The sequence below is a fragment of the uncultured Roseibium sp. genome, assembly GCF_947499295.1.
In the GTDB taxonomy this organism is placed as follows: Bacteria; Pseudomonadota; Alphaproteobacteria; order Rhizobiales; family Stappiaceae; genus Roseibium.
Genome location: NZ_CANMNP010000002.1, coordinates 116,509 through 133,771, shown reverse-complemented (window position 1 = coordinate 133,771; position 17,263 = coordinate 116,509). Strand labels below are relative to the sequence as shown.

Here is a 17,263-nt window from a genome sequence, read left to right as displayed (position 1 = left end):
AACGGCAGGTTGATCGACATGACTGGCACGCCTTCCCTGTTCGATCTGGCTTTTCCCGATCGCCCAGACCTATCTCTTGAGCGCAGGTACGCCTTGGATTTTGACGGGCTTTTGTGCGGTGTTGACGAAGCCGGGCGCGGGCCATGGGCCGGGCCGGTTGTCACTGCTGCTGTCATTCTTGACTACGAGCGCGTGCCGGATGGGCTGGATGATTCCAAGAAGCTCTCCGAGGCCAAACGCGAAGCCTTGTATCTGGACATCGTTTCCAGCGCCTGGATTTGTGTGGCCAGTGCCTCACCGGCGACGATTGACCGTCTCAACATCCGCGCGGCGACACTTTCCGCAATGGTGAGAGCCGTCAACGGATTGCCAAAACGCCCCAGCTATGCCTTGATCGACGGCAGAGACATTCCACCCGGTCTATCGCAACCGGGCCAGGCATTGATCAAGGGCGACGGCCGCTGCCTTTGTGTCGCTGCCGCGTCCATTGTGGCCAAGGTTACACGGGACAGAATGATGGTCCGGCTGGAGGACCGGTTTCCGGGATATGGCTTCGCCCAACACAAGGGATATGGAGTGCCCAGGCATCAGGAAGCGCTTGAGGCACTTGGCCCGACAGTTCATCACAGGATGAGCTTCAAACCCGTCCGGCTGGCCGCGGAAGTGTCGAGTGATTGATGTGCAGTGCGAATGTAAAAAACGCATGAAAAAAGCGGCCTCGAGAGGCCGCTTTTTTATCTCAACTCGGAAGTTCCCAAGTATTAATTCAGGCGCTCTTTTACCTGCGCGATGCTTTTGGTCAGGATGTCGTCGGCGACTTTGTCCTGAACCTTTGCAGCGAGGATCTCCTCGGCTGCTGCAACGGCGATATCGGCTGCCTTGGCGCGAACTTCAGAGATTGCCTGGCTTTCTGCCTGAGCGATCTTGTCTTCCGCCGCCTTTGTGCGGCGCGCGATCATCTCTTCAAGAGCCTGGTTGGTTTCAACCGTCAAACGCTCTGCTTCCGAATTGGCTTCAGCAATGATGGCTTCTGCCTCGCCCTCAGCTTCGTGGCGCTTGCGCTGATATTCCGACAAAAGAGCCTGGGCTTCTTCACGCATCTTGCGTGCTTCTTCCAGTTCCTTGCGGATTGTATCGGCGCGATCGTCAAGCGATCCGCCGATCTTGCCGGGCACCTTGAGATAGGCGATCAGTGCAAAGAAGAGAACGAGACCGACCAGGGCCCAAAATGTTGCGTCCATGATCGTCTCCTCAGTTCATCGCCGACTTCAGCGCTTTGTTCAGATCGGTTTTGGTCGGAGCCTTACCAATCAGCTGCTCTACGAGAGCTGATGTGGTGTCTCCGGCAATCTCTTCGATCTGGGACAGTGCTTCAGTCTTGATGCCGGTGATATGTGCTTCCGCCGCTTTCAGCTTTTCGCCGAGTTCGGTCTCAGCTTTTTCCCGGCGCGCATCCTGCTCGGCCTTCAACTTTGCCCGCGTGTCATGAGCAATCCCATGAGCCTTGTTGCGAGCTTCGGCTAGTGCCTGTTCGTACGCGGCGATCGCTGCGTCGGTTTCTGCCTTCAGGCGGTTGGCCTCGGAAAGATCTCCGGCGATGCGGTCCTTCCGGTCTTCCAGGATCCCTGCGATCCGCGGCATCGCCACGTTCTTCATGATCCAGTAGAAAATACCGAAAGTGATTGCGAGCCAGAACAACTGGGACGCAAAAGTCGTCGCATCGAACGGCGGGAAGCCCACGCCGTGCTCGCCGGCTGCTTCCGCGATGGCCGCATGGCCTTCAGTGGTCGTTTCGCCTGCCATTTCCTGTCTCCTAAATCCGGCTAGGCGGCGCTATTGGAGCGCCGCCACCGGAGTCGCATCAAATGTCGCTGTTTGAGAGCGATTAAGCGAACAGGATAAGGAAGGCGATCAGAAGGGAGAAGATGCCCAAAGCTTCCGTCACGGCGAAGCCGAAGATAAGACGGCCGAACTGGCCATCGGCAGCGGACGGGTTGCGCAGGGCGCCTGCGAGGTAGTTACCGAAGATGGTGCCGAGGCCGATACCAGCGCCGCCCATGCCCAGGCATGCGATACCCGCACCGATGTATTTTGCTGCTTCTGCTTCCATGACACGTGCTCCTAGATGTGTTTGCAGATTTCTCACGCACGGCGCTCTATCGCCGTGTGATTTGGATTACCCTTAGTGTGAAGGATGAATTGCGTCGTTCAGATACATGCAGGTCAGAACGGCAAAGACGTAGGCCTGCAGGAAAGCGACAAGAAATTCCAGCGCCGTCAAGGCGACCGTCATTGCGAGCGGCAGAATCGCGCCGAAAATGCCAAGGGCACCCATAGCGCTAAGGCTGACGACAAAGCCGGAGAAGACCTTCAATGTAATGTGCCCGGCAAGCATGTTCGCAAACAGACGAACAGAAAGGCTGATCGGGCGGGACAGGAACGAGATAACCTCGATCATGGTCACCAGCGGGATCAGTGCGCCAGGAACGCCACTTGGAATGAAGAGTTTCAGGAACTTCATTCCGTGCCGCATGAACCCGTAGAAAATCACGGTTAGAATCACCAACATCGCGAGGGCGAAGGTGACAATGATGTGGCTTGTGATGGTAAAGAAGTACGGGAACATCCCGAAGAGGTTGGCGACCAGAACGAACATAAAGAGCGAGAACACAAGCGGGAAGAATCGCATCCCGTCGGTTCCTGTCGCATCTCGAAGCGTTCCGGCAATGAATTCATACATCATTTCCGAGACCGACTGTACTCGGGTCGGCACCAGGCCGCGACCGCTGGTCGAGAAGATCAGAAACGCAGATGTCGCTGCCACGGTCAAAACCATGAACAACGAAGAATTGGTGAAAGAGAAATCCATTCCTCCGACTTCAATCGGAAAGATTTTCTGGATTTGGAACTGATGGATCGGATCGTTCGCCACCGGCCAGCCTTCTTCGTTCGTTCATTATCACAGCGCCGATAAGGCGCGACAAATTCTAGTCCGGCCTGTTCTTGTGAACGTCTTCTTTGCTGGTGCCCTTAGCCCCTGGCTGCTCGACAACACCGGCCGAGCGCAGAACATTCAAAACACCGGCCGCAAAGCCCAACAGCAAGAACACAATCAGCCCTAGAGGCGTTGTTCCTAGCCATTGGTCGGCCACCCAACCAATCCCGGCCCCCACCAACACACCAGCGATGAATTCTGAAGACAGTTTCATCGCCTGTGCGTATCCGGATGAGTTGCTCTGTGACTTGCGCGCGGCTTTTTCTTCCTCGACACGCCGGTCATCAAGCATCCGGTCCAATTGAGCCCGCCGTTCCGACAGACCTGCTTCCGGTGCGTCGCCGTTCTGATCTTCGTCACCGCCGTTTTGCGAAGACATGTTGTTAAGTCCCCACCACGCCGACATGTCAGATACAACAACGGGAGAGCCCCGTAAGCCGCGCGCACCATAGTCGGCACCTCATGCCGTGTCAAGAAGCCATCAACAATCCTTATCTAGTTGAAAAATATTATCTTTTTAAGGTCACATCAAATTACCCAGACCTAAGTTGCATGCCGATCCCGCGGCAGTGCGCACCAAATGCGTTTCAGGGACGATTTCAACGCCGAATGAATCATTTGTTGTTGCTGAGACAAGCACAAGATCGCTGAACCGCCGCGAATTGATGCGATGCGGTATTGAGGGATCAGAAGACAATCAGGCAGTTGAAATGCCCGGCAGGTGAACAGACCTTTTGCCGCCAAGGCCTTAGCCGGTTTCGCGAAACCTTTCGGCTGTCTCGAGATCAACGGATACCAGTTGCGACACACCTCTTTCGGCCATGGTCACGCCGAACAGCCTGTTCATGCGTGCCATGGTGATCGGGTTGTGGGTGATCACAACAAAACGGGTTTCCGTGCTCGCGCACATCTCGTCCAGAAGATCGCAGTAACGCTCGACATTGGCATCATCGAGCGGAGCATCAACCTCGTCGAGAACACAGATCGGAGCCGGATTCGTCAGAAAAACGGCGAAAATCAGGGACATAGCAGTTAGCGCCTGCTCACCGCCGGACAGCAAAGTCATCGTCTGAGGCTTCTTGCCCGGCGGGCGTGCGACAATTTCGAGCCCAGCTTCAAGCGGATCATCGCTGTCCACGAGTTGAAGTTCTGCGGTGCCACCGCCAAACAGATGGGTAAAAAGACGCTGGAAATGCCCATTGACGACTTCAAATGAAGCAAGCAAACGTTCGCGCGCCTCGCGGTTTAGATTTGATATGCCGGTGCGCAGACGGCGAATCGCCTCGATCAGATCGTCACGCTCAGATGTCAGTGTGTTTTTCTGTTCGTCGATTTCCTTGAGTTCTTCTTCCGCCCGCAGGTTGACACCACCCAAACGCTCACGCTCGGCCTTCAGCCGCTCCAGTTTGCGTTCCATCGCTTCGGGATCCGGCAAGGGAGCTCCCTCTTTCAGACCCGCAATTTCCGGCAAGGCCGCAACTGTGACTTCGAGATCTTCATCAATCCTGCGTTCAAGATTGCCTTTGCGTTCGCGCGCTGCCTCCAATCGCTCTTCGGCGCGGATTTTTTCTTCCCTTGCGCCCGCCATTGCCTCCATTGCGACCTTTGCCGCCCGGTCGACGTCCGACAGGTCGAGTTCTGCCTGGGAGAGGCGGTCATCCTTTGCCTTCTTGACCTCTTCCGCATTGGCAATTGCGGAAAACAATTCACGACGTTTGAGTTCGATATCCTCCGGCGCTTCAATGAGCTCCGCCCGTTCTTCTTCGGCCTCTTCGCGCCGCTCGGTCAGAGTGGAAATCTGCCTCGTGGCATTGGCAGCCCGGGTTTTCCAGCCATCATATTCGCGGGCGATCGATTCAAGACGCCTGTCGCGCATCTGCTGTTCACGCGTTAGCCCTTCGGAAACGGCGCGCGCCTCCGCCAAAGCGCTCCGGGCAGCGCTGACCTTCGCTTGCAGCTCATCAATGCGCTCTCGATAGCTGGAGCTCTCAGGCGCGGCCTCATACCGCTCTTCGGCCTCTATGGCCTGCTCCCGCGCCATCTCGGCTTCCTCGCCAAGGCGTTCGGCTCTCTCCTGGGCAGCTTCCCGTCTGGCCGCCAGTTGCGAGGTTGCCCGTTCTGCCGCAACCAGGGCTTCCCGCGCAGCCGCCGCAAGGCGCTGTCCATCCCGAACCTTGCCTTTCGCAGCCTGTTCAAGCTCCACGGTCTGACGAATCGCATTTACCGCTTCTTCGAGTGCCCCTTGGTGCTGCCCAACCAACCGTCTTGCAGCCTCAATCTCGTCCGCCAGCTCCGCTATCCGGTTTTTCTGGGCAAGTCTTTGTGCAGCCGGTGTCGGAGCGTTGGCTGCAATGACAAATCCATCCCAACGCCAAAGATCGCCTTCTGCGGAGACCAGCCGCTGTCCGGGTTTGAGCGCGGCGCGGAGCCGCGGCCCTTCTTCCTGAGACACAATGCCTATCTGCGCCAGGCGGCGACTTAACTCCACCGGTGCAACAACAAGTGCAGACAATGGACGCGCACCATCAGGCAGCGGCGGATCACCTTCCCCTGACAGGGTTTGGCCCCATTTTACAGCAGCCGCTTCTTCCAGGGTTGCGTCCAGATCCTCACCAAGTGCGGCGCCGAGTGCGGTTTCAAAACCCTGTTCAACCTGGATCTGTTCGACAACAGGTGTGTGATCCTGTTCGGAATGAACATTCAGTACCTGCTCAAGAGTACGCGCCTCCGTTTCCAGCCCCTGCAGCAATTGTTGCGCTTCACCCAACGGGCCACGTGCGGCCTGTTCGCCTTCACGTGCTGCGCGGGTTGAGGCTTCAGCTTCCTCCACTGCCGTCTCAGCTTCGACCAGTGTTTCCTCAGCGAGTTCAAGCGCCTCGCGATTTTCTGAAACTCCGTCCTTCTCGGCCATTTGAGCATCGAGTTCTTGCAAGGTTTGCTGCGCATCCTGAGCTTGCGCGAGCAAGCGATCGGAACGCTGGCGGCTATCTGCGACAGCTCTTTCCAGCTGTTGCCGCTCCGCACGTGCACGTGCCTCAGCGGCCGTCAGGTCTGAAAGGCCGGCTTCAAGCTCTTGAACGGAGCTTTCGGCCTCGGCAACCTTCTCGCGGGCAGTTTCCGTGCGCTCCTGAACAAGCTCGTTTTCTTCAAGAAGCTCTGCTCTTTCTTCGCCCAAACGCTCAAGAACTTCATCGTTCTCAGAAACCATACTCTGTTCGCGGCGAATATCCTCAGCCAGTTGGACCAGTCTGCGTTCAAGATCCTGCAGACGCTCTTTCACCCGCCGCTCTTCTGCATCCAGTTCATTCCGTGCAAGGACAAGACGCTGCAGGGCAGCTCCGGCCCTGGCGGCCTCATCTCTGAGTTCCGGCAGTTTGTGAGCCGCTATTGCCTGAACGCGCGCGCTCTCGGCTTGAAGGGCCGTTGCTTCATTGACCTGCTTCTGCGCTTCAGCGAAATGGCTTTCGGCCGTTGCAAGAGCATCGCGGGATTCGGTCCATCGAATGTAGAGGATCGAGGCTTCGGCAGACCTGATTTCGGAAGAAAGGTTGCGGTACCTCGTCGCCTGACGCGACTGCCGACGGAGATTGTCGAGCTGACCATCGATCTGAACCAGAACGTCCTCAAGCCGTTCAAGGTTCTGCTCTGCCGCTCTCAGACGAATCTCGGCTTCATGCCGACGTGAGTGAAGCCCGGAAATGCCAGCCGCTTCCTCAAGAATCTGCCGACGCGATGTCGGCTTGGCGGCGATCAGTTCACCAATCTGGCCCTGACGAACCATTGCAGGTGATCTTGCACCCGTTGAAGCATCGGCAAACAGCAGCTGTACATCACGTGCACGCACGTCTTTTGCATTGATCTTGTAGTTGGAGCCCTGCTCGCGCTCGATCCGCCGGCTGACTTCAAGCAGATCCGCGTCGTTGAAAGCCGTTGGAGCCGTGCGATCCGGGTTTTCCAGAAACAGTGTGACTTCAGCGGTGTTGCGCGCAGGCCTGTTCAAACTTCCTGAGAAAATGACGTCGTCCATTCCGGACGCACGCATATTCTTGTAGGAGTTCTCGCCCATCACCCAGCGGAGCGCCTCCACCAGATTGGACTTACCGCAACCATTAGGCCCAACCACGCCGGTCAGGCCATTCCCGATGATGAATTCCATCGGTTCGACGAAGGACTTGAAACCGACGATACGGAGTTTCGAAAACTTCATCGGCGCCAACACTCCTCAGGAGTAGGCGCCGATGCAAACACGATCAGATCAAGGCAGGCTTTCGCCTTCGGCTGTTTGAAAGCCGGCTTAGAGGTTTTCCTCGATAAGTTTGCCCATTTCTTCAATCGACAGTGCCCCGGACACTCTTTCGCCATTGATGAAGAACGTTGGCGTGGAGTTTACACCGAACTCGTTTGCACCACGGTCTTTCACAGCGTTAACTGCGTCAAGCAAGCCCTGGTTTGTCAAGCATTCCTCAAAGGACTCTTGTGTAAATCCGATCTGTTTCGAAAAATCGAGCATAGATTGGTACGGATTGTCGGTGAAAGCCCATGATCTCTGGTTTTCAAACAGGGTATCCACAATCTCGAAATATTTGTCCTGAGGCGCACAGCGGGCCAGCATGAAGGCCGCCGCAGCGACCGGATCCAGCGGGAATTCACGGAATACGAAACGGACTTTTCCAGTCTCGATATATTCCTTTTTCAGGTCCGGCCAGGTGCGCTTGTGGAAACTTGCACAATGACCACAGGTCATGGACGCATATTCGATGATGGTCACCGGTGCGTTTTCGTCACCCAGAGCCTTTTCACCCAATGGACCGGGTTTCATGAGTTCGTCCACATCGACGGACTGTGCAAGGGCCGGAAGACTGCCGGCCAGGCCGAATGCGGCTGTCGCCAAGGCAGTGGTTTTTAGAAACTGTCTACGGTTCTGGGTCACGAACATTGTCCTGTCAAAAGTCAAAGCGGCACTCGCAAGTGCCTGTTCCAACATCTCATGTGCCCCTTCGAGCACTCCGCGTCAACAAGGCTTATCAAATGTGGCAAGAGAGAGGACGTAACAAGCGCTTGCATCACAGTGTTGTTATCGCAAATCGCCGTGAAATGAGGGATTTCGCCCACAAACGAGCCTTAAATCTCAAGCAGCCTTGTCCGGGTTTCGGGCGATCACCTGAGCGCCGAGCTTCTTGAGTGCCTGCCGCAAACGGTCGTTTTCAACCCCTTCAAGGCGCTCCTCCAGCCGCTTTTCCTCCGATTGCGTCAGGTCGCGAAGTCGCCTGGGCTGTTCTTGCCGCCTGACTTGAACCGGTCGTTGCAGAATCTTGAGGCGGCCAACGGCTGCCCAGCCATAGAAGGTGTTGATGCGCTCGATCAATTGCGCACTGTCATGGGACAGCATCAGGGCAGTCGCCCCATCAGTGTGGACGACAAGTATCGCCGGTTCCGGCGGTCTTTCGGGGTCGCTGAGGTCCGGCCTTCTTGGCCAGATCAGGCGATCCGGCTGAACCCTGCCACCATACCGTTCTCCAACGATATCTGCCCACGCGGCCACAATATCGACAGACGCAAACCCTCGCTTTCTGCAGGCAGGCGTCATCGCCTTGCCGACAAGATCGGCAAGCGGTTTAGCCCCTTTGGGCTTGTGGTGAGCGATTGCCTTTACCACGCGAATGACATACCTCCTCACCAAGCTGATGAAATCAGATTTCAAAACTCAGCTTGGGGTCTGGGATGAAGTGTTCCAATAGAATACGACAAAATGACGACGAATACTTGGTGCAATCCAATTCACGGATGTTTACCGCCAAAGTTGTCCCCAGGCTTTCCAAAGGTTCAATCTGTGAAAATGCCTTGTTAGCCCAAGTGATATCATGACATCTGCTTCTCCTGCCTCAACCTTGCTCGACTGGTATGATCGCCATGCACGGCGCCTCCCCTGGAGAGTTTCACCGCAGGACCGCGCTGTTGGTGAAGTTCCAGACCCCTATCGCGTCTGGCTATCGGAAATAATGCTGCAGCAGACCACAGTTGCGGCCGTGAAGGACTACTTCGAAAAGTTCGTCAAAATCTGGCCGACCGTAGAGCACCTCGCTGCTGCAAGCGAGGAAGATGTGATGAAGGCCTGGGCCGGTCTTGGCTATTATTCCCGTGCCCGCAACCTCAAAAAATGTGCAAACACTGTCGCCAACCAGCTGGATGGGCGATTTCCCGCGAGCGAGGCGGAACTTCTGAAACTGCCTGGAATCGGGCCCTACACCGCGGCGGCAATCGCAACTATTGCCTTTGACAGACACGCGGCTGTAGTCGACGGCAATGTTGAACGCGTCATAACGAGGCTGGACCGGCTTGAAACGCCGCTGCCCGATGCCAAACCTCTTGTAAAAGCCCGGATGGGTGAATTGACACCCGTTGTACGCCCAGGAGACTTCGCTCAAGCCGTAATGGACCTTGGCGCCACTATCTGTACACCGAGACGACCAGCCTGCGCGCTTTGCCCATGGACTTCAATTTGCAAGGTCCAGGGAACCGAAATTGCTGAAACGTTGCCGCTAAAGGCCCCCAAGAAGCAAAAACCGACCCGATTTGGCGCGGCATTCGTTGCTGTCAATTCTGGTAACGGCGCAGTATTGCTACGCCGGCGGCCTCCAAGCGGTCTGCTTGGTGGTATGACCGAAGTGCCCGGCACACACTGGACTGAGCAGTTTGAAGCCGACTCGGCCCTGGAAGATGTTCCCTTCGCGGCAAACTGGCGAAAGCGGCCAACCGAGGTCAAACACACGTTCACTCATTTTCATTTGCGCCTCACAGTTTTCCGCACCGACCTTTTCGGTGACACTATGCCTGAGCTTGAAGCCAGTTGGTGGTCCGAACCCGACGCGCTTGAAACAGAAGCGCTCCCCACTGTTATGCGCAAAGTGCTGGCAGCAGCCCTTTCGTAATTCTCACGCGCCAGCTCGCGCCCGGCAAACTGCACCCTTTTGCCCCGTCACAGGTGGCGTTATCAAATGCCCCTGGGCAGGCAGCGTCGCACCACCCACAACCAAACCGAGAGCGCCCACGTTTTACGACCACTTCTGGATCAACAAAAAACATGGATAAATTCGTCCTGATTTTTTCCTCATCCAATGTGCATTGGCCGTCGTACCAAGACCGACACAGAATTCGATCAAGCACCTGAAAAATCTCGGAAAAAGAAATGTCCGGGAACGGGACAGCTGTGTCTTTGTGAAACCATGGGAGTGCGTCATGAAATTCGTTCAGAAACTGGTCTTTGCTCTACTTCTCGTCCTGCCGCTATCTGCTGCCAATGCCGGTCAGAAGGACATTGTTGACACCGCAGTCGACGCAGGTTCCTTCGGCACCTTGGTCGCTGCAGTTCAAGCAGCCGGTCTCGTTGACACATTGAAAGGCGAAGGTCCGTTCACCGTCTTCGCACCTACAGATGAAGCATTCGCCAAGCTGCCTGAAGGCACAGTTGAGACCCTGCTCAAGCCGGAAAACAAAGACCAGCTCGTTGCGATCCTCACCTACCACGTTGTCCCGGGCAAAGTGATGTCATCCGATATCGCCGGCAAGAAAGCCGAAGTTGCTTCCGTTGAAGGCAGCGAGATCTCCGTTGACGCAACCGACGGCGTAAAAGTCGACAACGCCAACGTCGTGACTGCAGACATTGAAACCTCAAATGGCGTCATCCACGTCATCGACACGGTTATCATGCCGAAGTCGTAATCCAGTTTTAAGGTCCAAGAAAACAAAGCGCGGTCTTTTCAAAGACCGCGCTTTGTTTTTGATTTTCGGCGGTTCGAGGTGTTGGTCTCACTTTACCGGAGATGCAATTCCACTCATAAACTCGGGATGCGTCATTTTATTCCGAATTCAAGCTTTGATTGTCTGGACACGCACCCTAGAATAATTCTAAAGTGCGCCAAGATTCAATTACAGGAGGCATCCCATGAAGGGAAATGAGAAGGTCATCGAGCGTTTGAATGAGGCTCTGTTTCTGGAGCTCGGCGCGATCAATCAGTACTGGCTGCACTACCGCCTCCTTGCCGATTGGGGTTTTGCGCGGCTGGCCAAGAAAGAGCGTGAGGAAAGCATTGAAGAAATGCAGCACGCCGACAAAATCACGGATCGTATTATCTTTCTTGAAGGCCACCCCAACATGCAGAAGGTTGCGCCTCTGCGGATTGGGCAGAATATCAAGGAAGTCCTGGAATCCGATCTGGCGGGCGAATACGACGCTCGCACTTCATATTCCAAGTCGCGCGACATCTGCCGAGACGAAGGTGACTATGTCTCCATGCAGCTGTTCGAAGAACTTCTTTCAGATGAAGAAGGTCACATCGACTTTCTGGAAACTCAGCTGGACCTGCTGGAAAAAATCGGGGTCGAGCGCTACGGCATGTTGAATGCCGTTCCTGCAGACGAAGCCGAGTAACGCAAATTCGGCCACGCGTTGATATCGCGTGGCCGTTGTTTTAGTTCATTTTTGAAACTTTTTTCGACCAGCCAGTCCGGTCATATGCCGAGCTGGTCCTTTGAACCTTTCGCTACCTACTGGAAAGCTGTCTCTGCAAAACTTCTGAGTTTGCGGGAATGGAGTCGCTCGGCCGTCATGTCGCGCATCTTTTCCATCGCCCTGATGCCGATTTCCAGATGCTGGGCAACTTGCCGCTTATAGAAATCGGTAGCCATGCCCGGCAACTTCAGCTCACCATGCAAGGGTTTGTCCGAGATACACAAAAGCGTTCCGTAGGGAACCCGGAAACGAAAGCCATTGGCCGCAATTGTCGCCGATTCCATATCAAGCGCAATCGCCCTGGACTGTGAGAACCTTTTGACAAGTTCGGGCTGATCCCAGAGTTCCCAGTTCCTGTTGTCCAGTGACACAACTGTGCCGGTTCGCATAACACGTTTGAGGTCATAACCATCAATGCCGGTAATCTCGGCAACCGCATCCTCAAGCGCAACCTGGACTTCCGCAAGAGGTGGGATCGGCACCCAAACCGGCAAATCCTGATTGAGGACGTTGTCGTCTCGCACATAACCATGTGCAAGCACATAATCGCCGAGCGTCTGGCTGTTTCTGAGACCGGCACAGTGGCCAAGCATCAGCCAGACATGCGGCCGCAGGACGGCGACATGATCTGTAATGGTTTTGGCATTGGACGGGCCGACGCCAATGTTGATCATTGTGATGCCGCTGCCATCGGCCCGCTTCAGATGATAGGCCGGCATCTGCGGCAGCTTTGCAGGTTCAGTACCGCTGCAGGGCTCGCAGTCTCCAGCCCTGGTTACCAGATTTCCCGGTGATACAAAGGCCTCGTATCCGCTATCCGGATTTGCCAGGAGTTCCTGGGACATGCGGCAAAATTCGTCGATATAGAACTGATAGTTCGTGAAAAGAACATAGTTCTGAAAGTGTTCAGCTGCGGTTGCCGTATAGTGCTGGAGGCGGTGCAATGAATAGTCAACACGCGGCGCCGTGAAGGACGCAAGCGGCATGATCCCGTCACTCGGCTCATAAGTGCCATTGGCGATGGAATCGTCCATCACGGTCAAATCAGGCAAGTCGAATATGTCCGCCAGCGGACGATCCAGATTGGCCGCTGCCGCGCCGCCCTCCACATGCGTTCCATCGTAGAAGGCAAAATGCAGCGGGATCGGCATTTCACTGTCGCCAACCTGAATTGGCACATCGTGGTTCTTCATCAGAAGCGAAAGCTGCGTACACAAATAATTTCGAAAAAGATCCGGCCGTGTGATGGTTGAGGCGTGGGTCCCCGGCCCGGAGACAAAACCGTAAGAAAGGCGACTGTCGAGACGTATATGGCTGTCGGTCACGATCCGCACTTGCGGATAATACGCTCGTACGCGTTCAGTGATTTCCTTGCCTTCAAGAAGATTTTGAAATTGGGATCGCAAGAATGCAGTGTTGTCTTCAAAGATTTCAATCAGCCTGTCGACCGCCTTGCCGGCATCGGTGAAGACCTCTAGCGGGTGCGAGGGTGCCAGCCGAACGCGCCGGACTTCGGGTTGCAAATTCTTGCTGATACTGTTGGACATAAACCGTCTCCTTATTGTTGTTATGGGCCACACAGTCCTGCCAACTCATGCCCTGGTCAATAGATCCAGCATCTGTTTTTGAATTTTTTTTCGCAGAGAGAAAAATTCTGCGCTTATAGTTCAAGGCAAATCTGATGCACTTTTCCCGACGATGCGAAGCCGGTATTGTCATCATGAATTTTTACAAGGAGTTTCCCATGCAACGGTCCATAGTTTCTTTTGCGCTTGCAGCCTCGGTGGTGGTTGGCACCGGTTTCGCAGCCCTTGCCGATAGTCTTCCCGACCTCGGCGGCAAGGAAGTCGTCATAGCGTCGGAAAACACCTACCCGCCTCTCCAGTTCGTTGATCCCAAGTCTGGCGATGCAATCGGTTGGGAATATGACGCAATTGCCGAGATCGCCAAACGTCTGAACATGAAAGTCACCTTTCAAAACACCAGTTGGGACGCCATGATCCCTGCGATCAGCGCTGGTGAATATGATCTCGCCATGAACGGCATCACCATTCGTGAAGATCGAGCACAGCAAGTGGATTTCTCAGATCCTTACATGCGCTCCGAAATGTTCATGCTGGTAAGAGAAGACGAAGACCGCTTCACCGATCCGAAAAGTTTTGCTGCCAACAACGATTTTCTGGCCGGAGCACAACCAGGCACAACACCGTTTTACGTGACTGTTTATGACGTACTGGACGGAGACGAGGCCAATCCCCGGATCAAACTCTTTGAAACATTCGGCGCCGCCGTTCAGGCACTCAAGATCGGTGATGTCGATCTCGTTCTGACAGACAGCACCGGCGGACAAGGCTATGTCGCAGCCAACCCGGACACGTTCAAACTGATCGGCGATCCGATGGGAACAGAGGACTTCGGCTTCATCTTCCCGAAAGGGTCCGAACTCGTTGGCCCCTTCAATGCAGCAATTGCCAGCATGCGCAGCGATGGAACCATTGATGCGCTCAACACGAAGTGGTTCTTTGACTACAAAGTGGGGCAATAGCACTTTGTTCGCTCTCTGATCGTTCAGAGACGCCGCCGTTGGGCCGGCATCGGGGAGAGTTTTCCGGTGCCGGCTGTTTTTTATCCGCTGACTTGTCAATCTTTCCTGGCCGGTGGCACATCTCCCAAATCCAAACAAAGACCGAGCCATGTTCCGCAAATCCAAACAGACCGGCGCCTCAAAACAGGACTTCCCATACTGGTTGGTGGCCGCTTGCGGCATAGCGGTTTTCCTGCTGATACAAATCGCAACGGACGATATCTACAGCCAGGTAATGGCAACGGTTTCTCGCGGGATCGGCCTGACGATCTTCGTCACGCTTGTCGGTTTCTTCCTGGCGTCTGTGCTTGGTCTTCTTTTGGCGCTGGCCTCATTGTCCTCTTCCCTGATCCTCAGGCAAGTGGCGCGATTTTATGTCGAGATCGTGCGTGGATTGCCGATCATCGTGTTGTTGCTTTATATCGCCTTTGTCGGGACCCCGCTCCTGATAGCACTCGTCAATGCGGTGCTGGAACCATTAGGCCAGGACCCCCTGCGCACGCGCGACTTCCCCCTTTTGTGGCGCGCTGTCCTGGCGCTTACCATCGGTTATTCCGCTTTTATCGCCGAAGTTTTCAGGGCTGGCATTCAGGCAGTCGACAAGGGACAGATCGAGGCGGCCGAGGCGCTTGGCATGAACCGGTGGCTCAGGTTTCGATTGATCGTGTTCCCACAGGCGCTGAAAACAATTCTGCCACCGCTCGGAAACGATTTTGTCGCCATGATCAAGGACAGTTCGCTGGTTTCCGTTCTCGGCGTTGCCGACATCACCCAGCTCGGCAAGGTCTATGCCGCCGGTTCTTTCCGGTATTTCGAAACTTACAATATCGTTGCCTTGATCTACCTGATGATGACCATAACCCTTTCACTGGCTTTGCGCCGTTTTGAGCGCACACGCACTGTCGGAGAGCGGTAAGTCTCATATAGCGATCACGGCAACTGGTTCTGAACTTGTTGTCTAGTTCCAGCTCTTGCTCATTCTGAAGACGATACCTTCATCGACATTCAGCAGGGTCAGGTTCGAAACCGCATACCCCGCTTTGCCAACGTTCGGTTCTGTGGAATCTTAGTCTGGCTTGAGAAATATGCTGTAGCGGGGGGAGAACAGAATGCGTTCCTTTGACGAAATTGTAGCGCTGACAGAGGAAAAAAAGGGCGGCCCGGACAATTTGAAGAAGCTCCTGAGTGAGCACAATCAACCCAAATCCGAACAAGAACTTGAGCAGCTTGGTGATGACCGCTGGCTCTCCATGTTCACAAAATGCGTATTTCAGGCAGGTTTCAGCTGGAAGGTCATCGACCAGAAATGGCCGGGTTTCGAAGAGGCTTTCGATGGCTTCGATGTCGCCCGCCTCGCCTTCTTGCCGGACGAGGCTTATGAAGCCCTTATGAAGGACGCTCGTATTGTCCGAAATGCTGCCAAGATCAAATCAGTACAGCACAACGCCATCTTCCTGAAGGATCTTGCCACCGAACACGGGAGCGCATCCAGGTTCTTTGCTCAATATCCGCCAAGCGATCAAGTCGGGTTGATGGAGACGATCAAGAAGCGCGGCAGCCGCCTGGGAGGAAGTACGGGGCAAATCGCCCTGCGCTTCCTGGGCAAGGAAAGTTTCATCCTCACAGGTGATGTGGTTAATGCCCTTATCCGTGAAAATGTCATTGAGAATGACCGCATGTCGAAAAAAAATCTAAATGCCGCACAGGTTGCCTTTAACGAATGGAAGGCAACTTCCGGTCGTAGCATGAATGAAATCAGCAGAATTCTGGCCTTTTCGGTCTGAAGCGGCCATTAACTTCTCATTTAACTTTTACGATTGTAAACAAAGCATTGATTCAATAAGAATTTTTGTTTTGATTGTTTAACCGCTGATTTACCAAACCCGGTAACCATGACACTCGAAATTGCGTGAGGTATTGCGTCGCAATGAGTGTACTGAGTACCGGGGTGTCCTCCGCGGCACCCCATCTAACAAATTCAACGGAAGCATCCGCTTCCTGGCTGAACACGATCCTGAAGGGCGACTGCGTAGCCGCCCTTGAGAAGCTGCCGTCCCGGTCTGTCGACCTGGTCTTTGCCGACCCACCCTACAATCTCCAGCTGGGTGGCGATCTGCACCGGCCGGATCAGTCCAAGGTGGATGCGTGCGACGATCATTGGGATCAGTTCGAGAGCTTCGAGGCCTATGATGCCTTCACCAGAGCTTGGCTTCTGGCGGTTCGCCGGGTGATGAAACCTGACGGTTCGCTTTATGTAATCGGCTCTTACCACAACATCTTCCGTGTCGGCGCGATCCTGCAGGATCTCGGCTTCTGGATCATGAATGATATTGTCTGGCTGAAATCCAACCCAATGCCGAACTTTCGCGGCAAGCGGTTCACCAATGCCCACGAGACGATGATCTGGGCGGTCAGGTCCAAGGATGCCAAGCCGACGTTCAACTATGATGCATTGAAAGTCTTCAACGAAGACCTCCAGATGCGCTCAGACTGGCACTTGCCGCTCTGCACCGGTGCGGAGCGCTTGAAAGGTGCCGACGGCCAGAAAGTACATCCGACCCAGAAACCGGAGGCGCTGCTCTATCGGGTTCTGACCGCCTCTTCAAAACCGGACGATGTTGTGCTCGACCCGTTTTTCGGCACCGGCACCACAGGCGCTGTTGCCAAGAAACTTGGCCGCAACTTTGTCGGTGTTGAACGCGAACAGGACTACATCGATGCCGCGATGGAGCGCATCGATGCCATTGAGACGGGTGACGCGAGTGCTTTGGAAATGCAGCAGGGCAAACGTGCCCTGAAGCGCATTCCTTTCGGGACCCTTCTCGAAAACGGCCTCCTGCAACCGGGCACTGAACTGACCTGTTCCAAAGGCAAGCATCTGGCGATCGTGCGGGCAGACGGCTCGCTCAAGTCCGGAGATCACACCGGATCCATCCACAAAGTGGGTGCCCTGGTCCAAGGCCAGGAAGCCTGCAATGGCTGGACGTTCTGGCATACAATAAAAGGCACTCGAAAAGCCCCGATTGACGACCTCCGCAAGGAAATCAGATCGAGGCTGCAGGCCTGACGAATAAAAAAGCAGAAGAGACTTCGCGTTCCCCGCGGGATCCCACTTCCCCGCCCTCCAGAAATGAGGGCGGGTTTTTCTTTTTGTGCGTGCCGAATTTTTTTGCAC

General features: G+C 54.9%; 17 protein-coding genes. 8 read left to right on the top strand and 9 right to left on the bottom strand.

Going from position 1 to position 17,263, the window contains the following annotated elements; genetic code table 11:
* The first annotated feature begins 18 nt into the window (after positions 1-18).
* Positions 19-678 (top strand): ribonuclease HII, encoded by a 660-nt coding sequence (locus Q0835_RS04755; RefSeq protein WP_298958846.1) that lies wholly within the window; start codon positions 19-21, stop codon positions 676-678.
* 83 nt (positions 679-761) lie between these two features.
* Here Q0835_RS04755 and Q0835_RS04750 read toward each other — a convergent pair whose 3' ends face one another.
* From Q0835_RS04750 to Q0835_RS04715, 8 genes are all read right to left on the bottom strand, one after another.
* Entirely contained in the window at positions 762-1,241 is a 480-nt protein-coding gene (locus Q0835_RS04750; protein WP_298958843.1) for a F0F1 ATP synthase subunit B, read from the bottom strand.
* Positions 1,242-1,251: 10 nt separating this feature from the next.
* Positions 1,252-1,803, bottom strand: a complete 552-nt coding sequence (locus Q0835_RS04745; RefSeq protein ID WP_298813812.1) for a F0F1 ATP synthase subunit B — start codon at positions 1,801-1,803, stop codon at positions 1,252-1,254.
* A gap of 82 nt (positions 1,804-1,885) precedes the next feature.
* The gene (locus tag Q0835_RS04740) at positions 1,886-2,110 is read right to left on the bottom strand and encodes a F0F1 ATP synthase subunit C (RefSeq protein ID WP_055111220.1); all 225 of its coding nucleotides are present in this window, start codon (positions 2,108-2,110) and stop codon (positions 1,886-1,888) included.
* 72 nt (positions 2,111-2,182) lie between these two features.
* Positions 2,183-2,932, bottom strand: a complete 750-nt coding sequence (locus Q0835_RS04735) for a F0F1 ATP synthase subunit A (protein ID WP_298813822.1) — start codon at positions 2,930-2,932, stop codon at positions 2,183-2,185.
* Positions 2,933-2,987: 55 nt separating this feature from the next.
* Positions 2,988-3,374, bottom strand: a complete 387-nt coding sequence (locus Q0835_RS04730) for an AtpZ/AtpI family protein (protein WP_298813824.1) — start codon at positions 3,372-3,374, stop codon at positions 2,988-2,990.
* A 369-nt stretch (positions 3,375-3,743) separates the two neighbouring features.
* Positions 3,744-7,202, bottom strand: coding sequence for an AAA family ATPase (locus Q0835_RS04725; RefSeq protein WP_298813826.1), 3,459 nt, complete (start codon positions 7,200-7,202; stop codon positions 3,744-3,746).
* Between the two features lie 87 nt (positions 7,203-7,289).
* Complete coding sequence (locus tag Q0835_RS04720) at positions 7,290-7,925, bottom strand: thioredoxin domain-containing protein (RefSeq protein ID WP_298814055.1); 636 nt, start codon at positions 7,923-7,925, stop codon at positions 7,290-7,292.
* A 198-nt stretch (positions 7,926-8,123) separates the two neighbouring features.
* Complete coding sequence (locus Q0835_RS04715; protein WP_298813828.1) at positions 8,124-8,651, bottom strand: DciA family protein; 528 nt, start codon at positions 8,649-8,651, stop codon at positions 8,124-8,126.
* 205 nt (positions 8,652-8,856) lie between these two features.
* Here Q0835_RS04715 and mutY point away from each other — a divergent pair, with 205 nt between their 5' ends.
* The 3 genes from mutY (at position 8,857) to bfr (ending at position 11,423) form a co-directional block, all read left to right on the top strand.
* On the top strand, positions 8,857-9,924 hold the full coding sequence (gene mutY / locus Q0835_RS04710; RefSeq protein WP_298958841.1) for an A/G-specific adenine glycosylase: 1,068 nt from the start codon (positions 8,857-8,859) through the stop codon (positions 9,922-9,924).
* A gap of 307 nt (positions 9,925-10,231) precedes the next feature.
* Positions 10,232-10,714, top strand: a complete 483-nt coding sequence (locus tag Q0835_RS04705; RefSeq protein WP_298958839.1) for a fasciclin domain-containing protein — start codon at positions 10,232-10,234, stop codon at positions 10,712-10,714.
* Between the two features lie 223 nt (positions 10,715-10,937).
* Positions 10,938-11,423: a bacterioferritin gene (bfr, locus tag Q0835_RS04700; protein ID WP_298958834.1), complete on the top strand. Its 486-nt coding sequence runs from the start codon at positions 10,938-10,940 to the stop codon at positions 11,421-11,423.
* 116 nt (positions 11,424-11,539) lie between these two features.
* On the opposite strand, the gene Q0835_RS04695 is transcribed toward bfr, so the two are convergent.
* On the bottom strand, positions 11,540-13,051 hold the full coding sequence (locus Q0835_RS04695; protein ID WP_298813835.1) for an AMP nucleosidase: 1,512 nt from the start codon (positions 13,049-13,051) through the stop codon (positions 11,540-11,542).
* 197 nt (positions 13,052-13,248) lie between these two features.
* Here Q0835_RS04695 and Q0835_RS04690 point away from each other — a divergent pair, with 197 nt between their 5' ends.
* The 4 genes from Q0835_RS04690 (at position 13,249) to Q0835_RS04675 (ending at position 17,155) form a co-directional block, all read left to right on the top strand.
* Complete coding sequence (locus tag Q0835_RS04690) at positions 13,249-14,049, top strand: transporter substrate-binding domain-containing protein (RefSeq protein ID WP_298813837.1); 801 nt, start codon at positions 13,249-13,251, stop codon at positions 14,047-14,049.
* A 148-nt stretch (positions 14,050-14,197) separates the two neighbouring features.
* Positions 14,198-15,004 (top strand): amino acid ABC transporter permease, encoded by an 807-nt coding sequence (locus Q0835_RS04685; protein ID WP_298958831.1) that lies wholly within the window; start codon positions 14,198-14,200, stop codon positions 15,002-15,004.
* Positions 15,005-15,197: 193 nt separating this feature from the next.
* Positions 15,198-15,872: a DNA-3-methyladenine glycosylase I gene (locus Q0835_RS04680; RefSeq protein ID WP_298958828.1), complete on the top strand. Its 675-nt coding sequence runs from the start codon at positions 15,198-15,200 to the stop codon at positions 15,870-15,872.
* 143 nt (positions 15,873-16,015) lie between these two features.
* Positions 16,016-17,155, top strand: a complete 1,140-nt coding sequence (locus Q0835_RS04675) for a site-specific DNA-methyltransferase (RefSeq protein ID WP_298813843.1) — start codon at positions 16,016-16,018, stop codon at positions 17,153-17,155.
* Positions 17,156-17,263: the final 108 nt, after the last annotated feature.

Bases quoted from the DNA above. Each gene is read 5' to 3' on its own strand.
- Q0835_RS04755 (WP_298958846.1), top strand. From the start codon at position 19: ATGACTGGCACGCCTTCCCTGTTCGATCTGGCTTTTCCCGATCGCCCA.
- Q0835_RS04750 (WP_298958843.1), bottom strand. From the start codon at position 1,241: ATGGACGCAACATTTTGGGCCCTGGTCGGTCTCGTTCTCTTCTTTGCA.
- Q0835_RS04745 (WP_298813812.1), bottom strand. From the start codon at position 1,803: ATGGCAGGCGAAACGACCACTGAAGGCCATGCGGCCATCGCGGAAGCA.
- Q0835_RS04740 (WP_055111220.1), bottom strand. From the start codon at position 2,110: ATGGAAGCAGAAGCAGCAAAATACATCGGTGCGGGTATCGCATGCCTG.
- Q0835_RS04730 (WP_298813824.1), bottom strand. From the start codon at position 3,374: ATGTCTTCGCAAAACGGCGGTGACGAAGATCAGAACGGCGACGCACCG.
- Q0835_RS04725 (WP_298813826.1), bottom strand. From the start codon at position 7,202: ATGAAGTTTTCGAAACTCCGTATCGTCGGTTTCAAGTCCTTCGTCGAA.
- mutY (WP_298958841.1), top strand. From the start codon at position 8,857: ATGACATCTGCTTCTCCTGCCTCAACCTTGCTCGACTGGTATGATCGC.
- Q0835_RS04705 (WP_298958839.1), top strand. From the start codon at position 10,232: ATGAAATTCGTTCAGAAACTGGTCTTTGCTCTACTTCTCGTCCTGCCG.
- bfr (WP_298958834.1), top strand. From the start codon at position 10,938: ATGAAGGGAAATGAGAAGGTCATCGAGCGTTTGAATGAGGCTCTGTTT.
- Q0835_RS04695 (WP_298813835.1), bottom strand. From the start codon at position 13,051: ATGTCCAACAGTATCAGCAAGAATTTGCAACCCGAAGTCCGGCGCGTT.
- Q0835_RS04690 (WP_298813837.1), top strand. From the start codon at position 13,249: ATGCAACGGTCCATAGTTTCTTTTGCGCTTGCAGCCTCGGTGGTGGTT.
- Q0835_RS04685 (WP_298958831.1), top strand. From the start codon at position 14,198: ATGTTCCGCAAATCCAAACAGACCGGCGCCTCAAAACAGGACTTCCCA.
- Q0835_RS04680 (WP_298958828.1), top strand. From the start codon at position 15,198: ATGCGTTCCTTTGACGAAATTGTAGCGCTGACAGAGGAAAAAAAGGGC.
- Q0835_RS04675 (WP_298813843.1), top strand. From the start codon at position 16,016: ATGAGTGTACTGAGTACCGGGGTGTCCTCCGCGGCACCCCATCTAACA.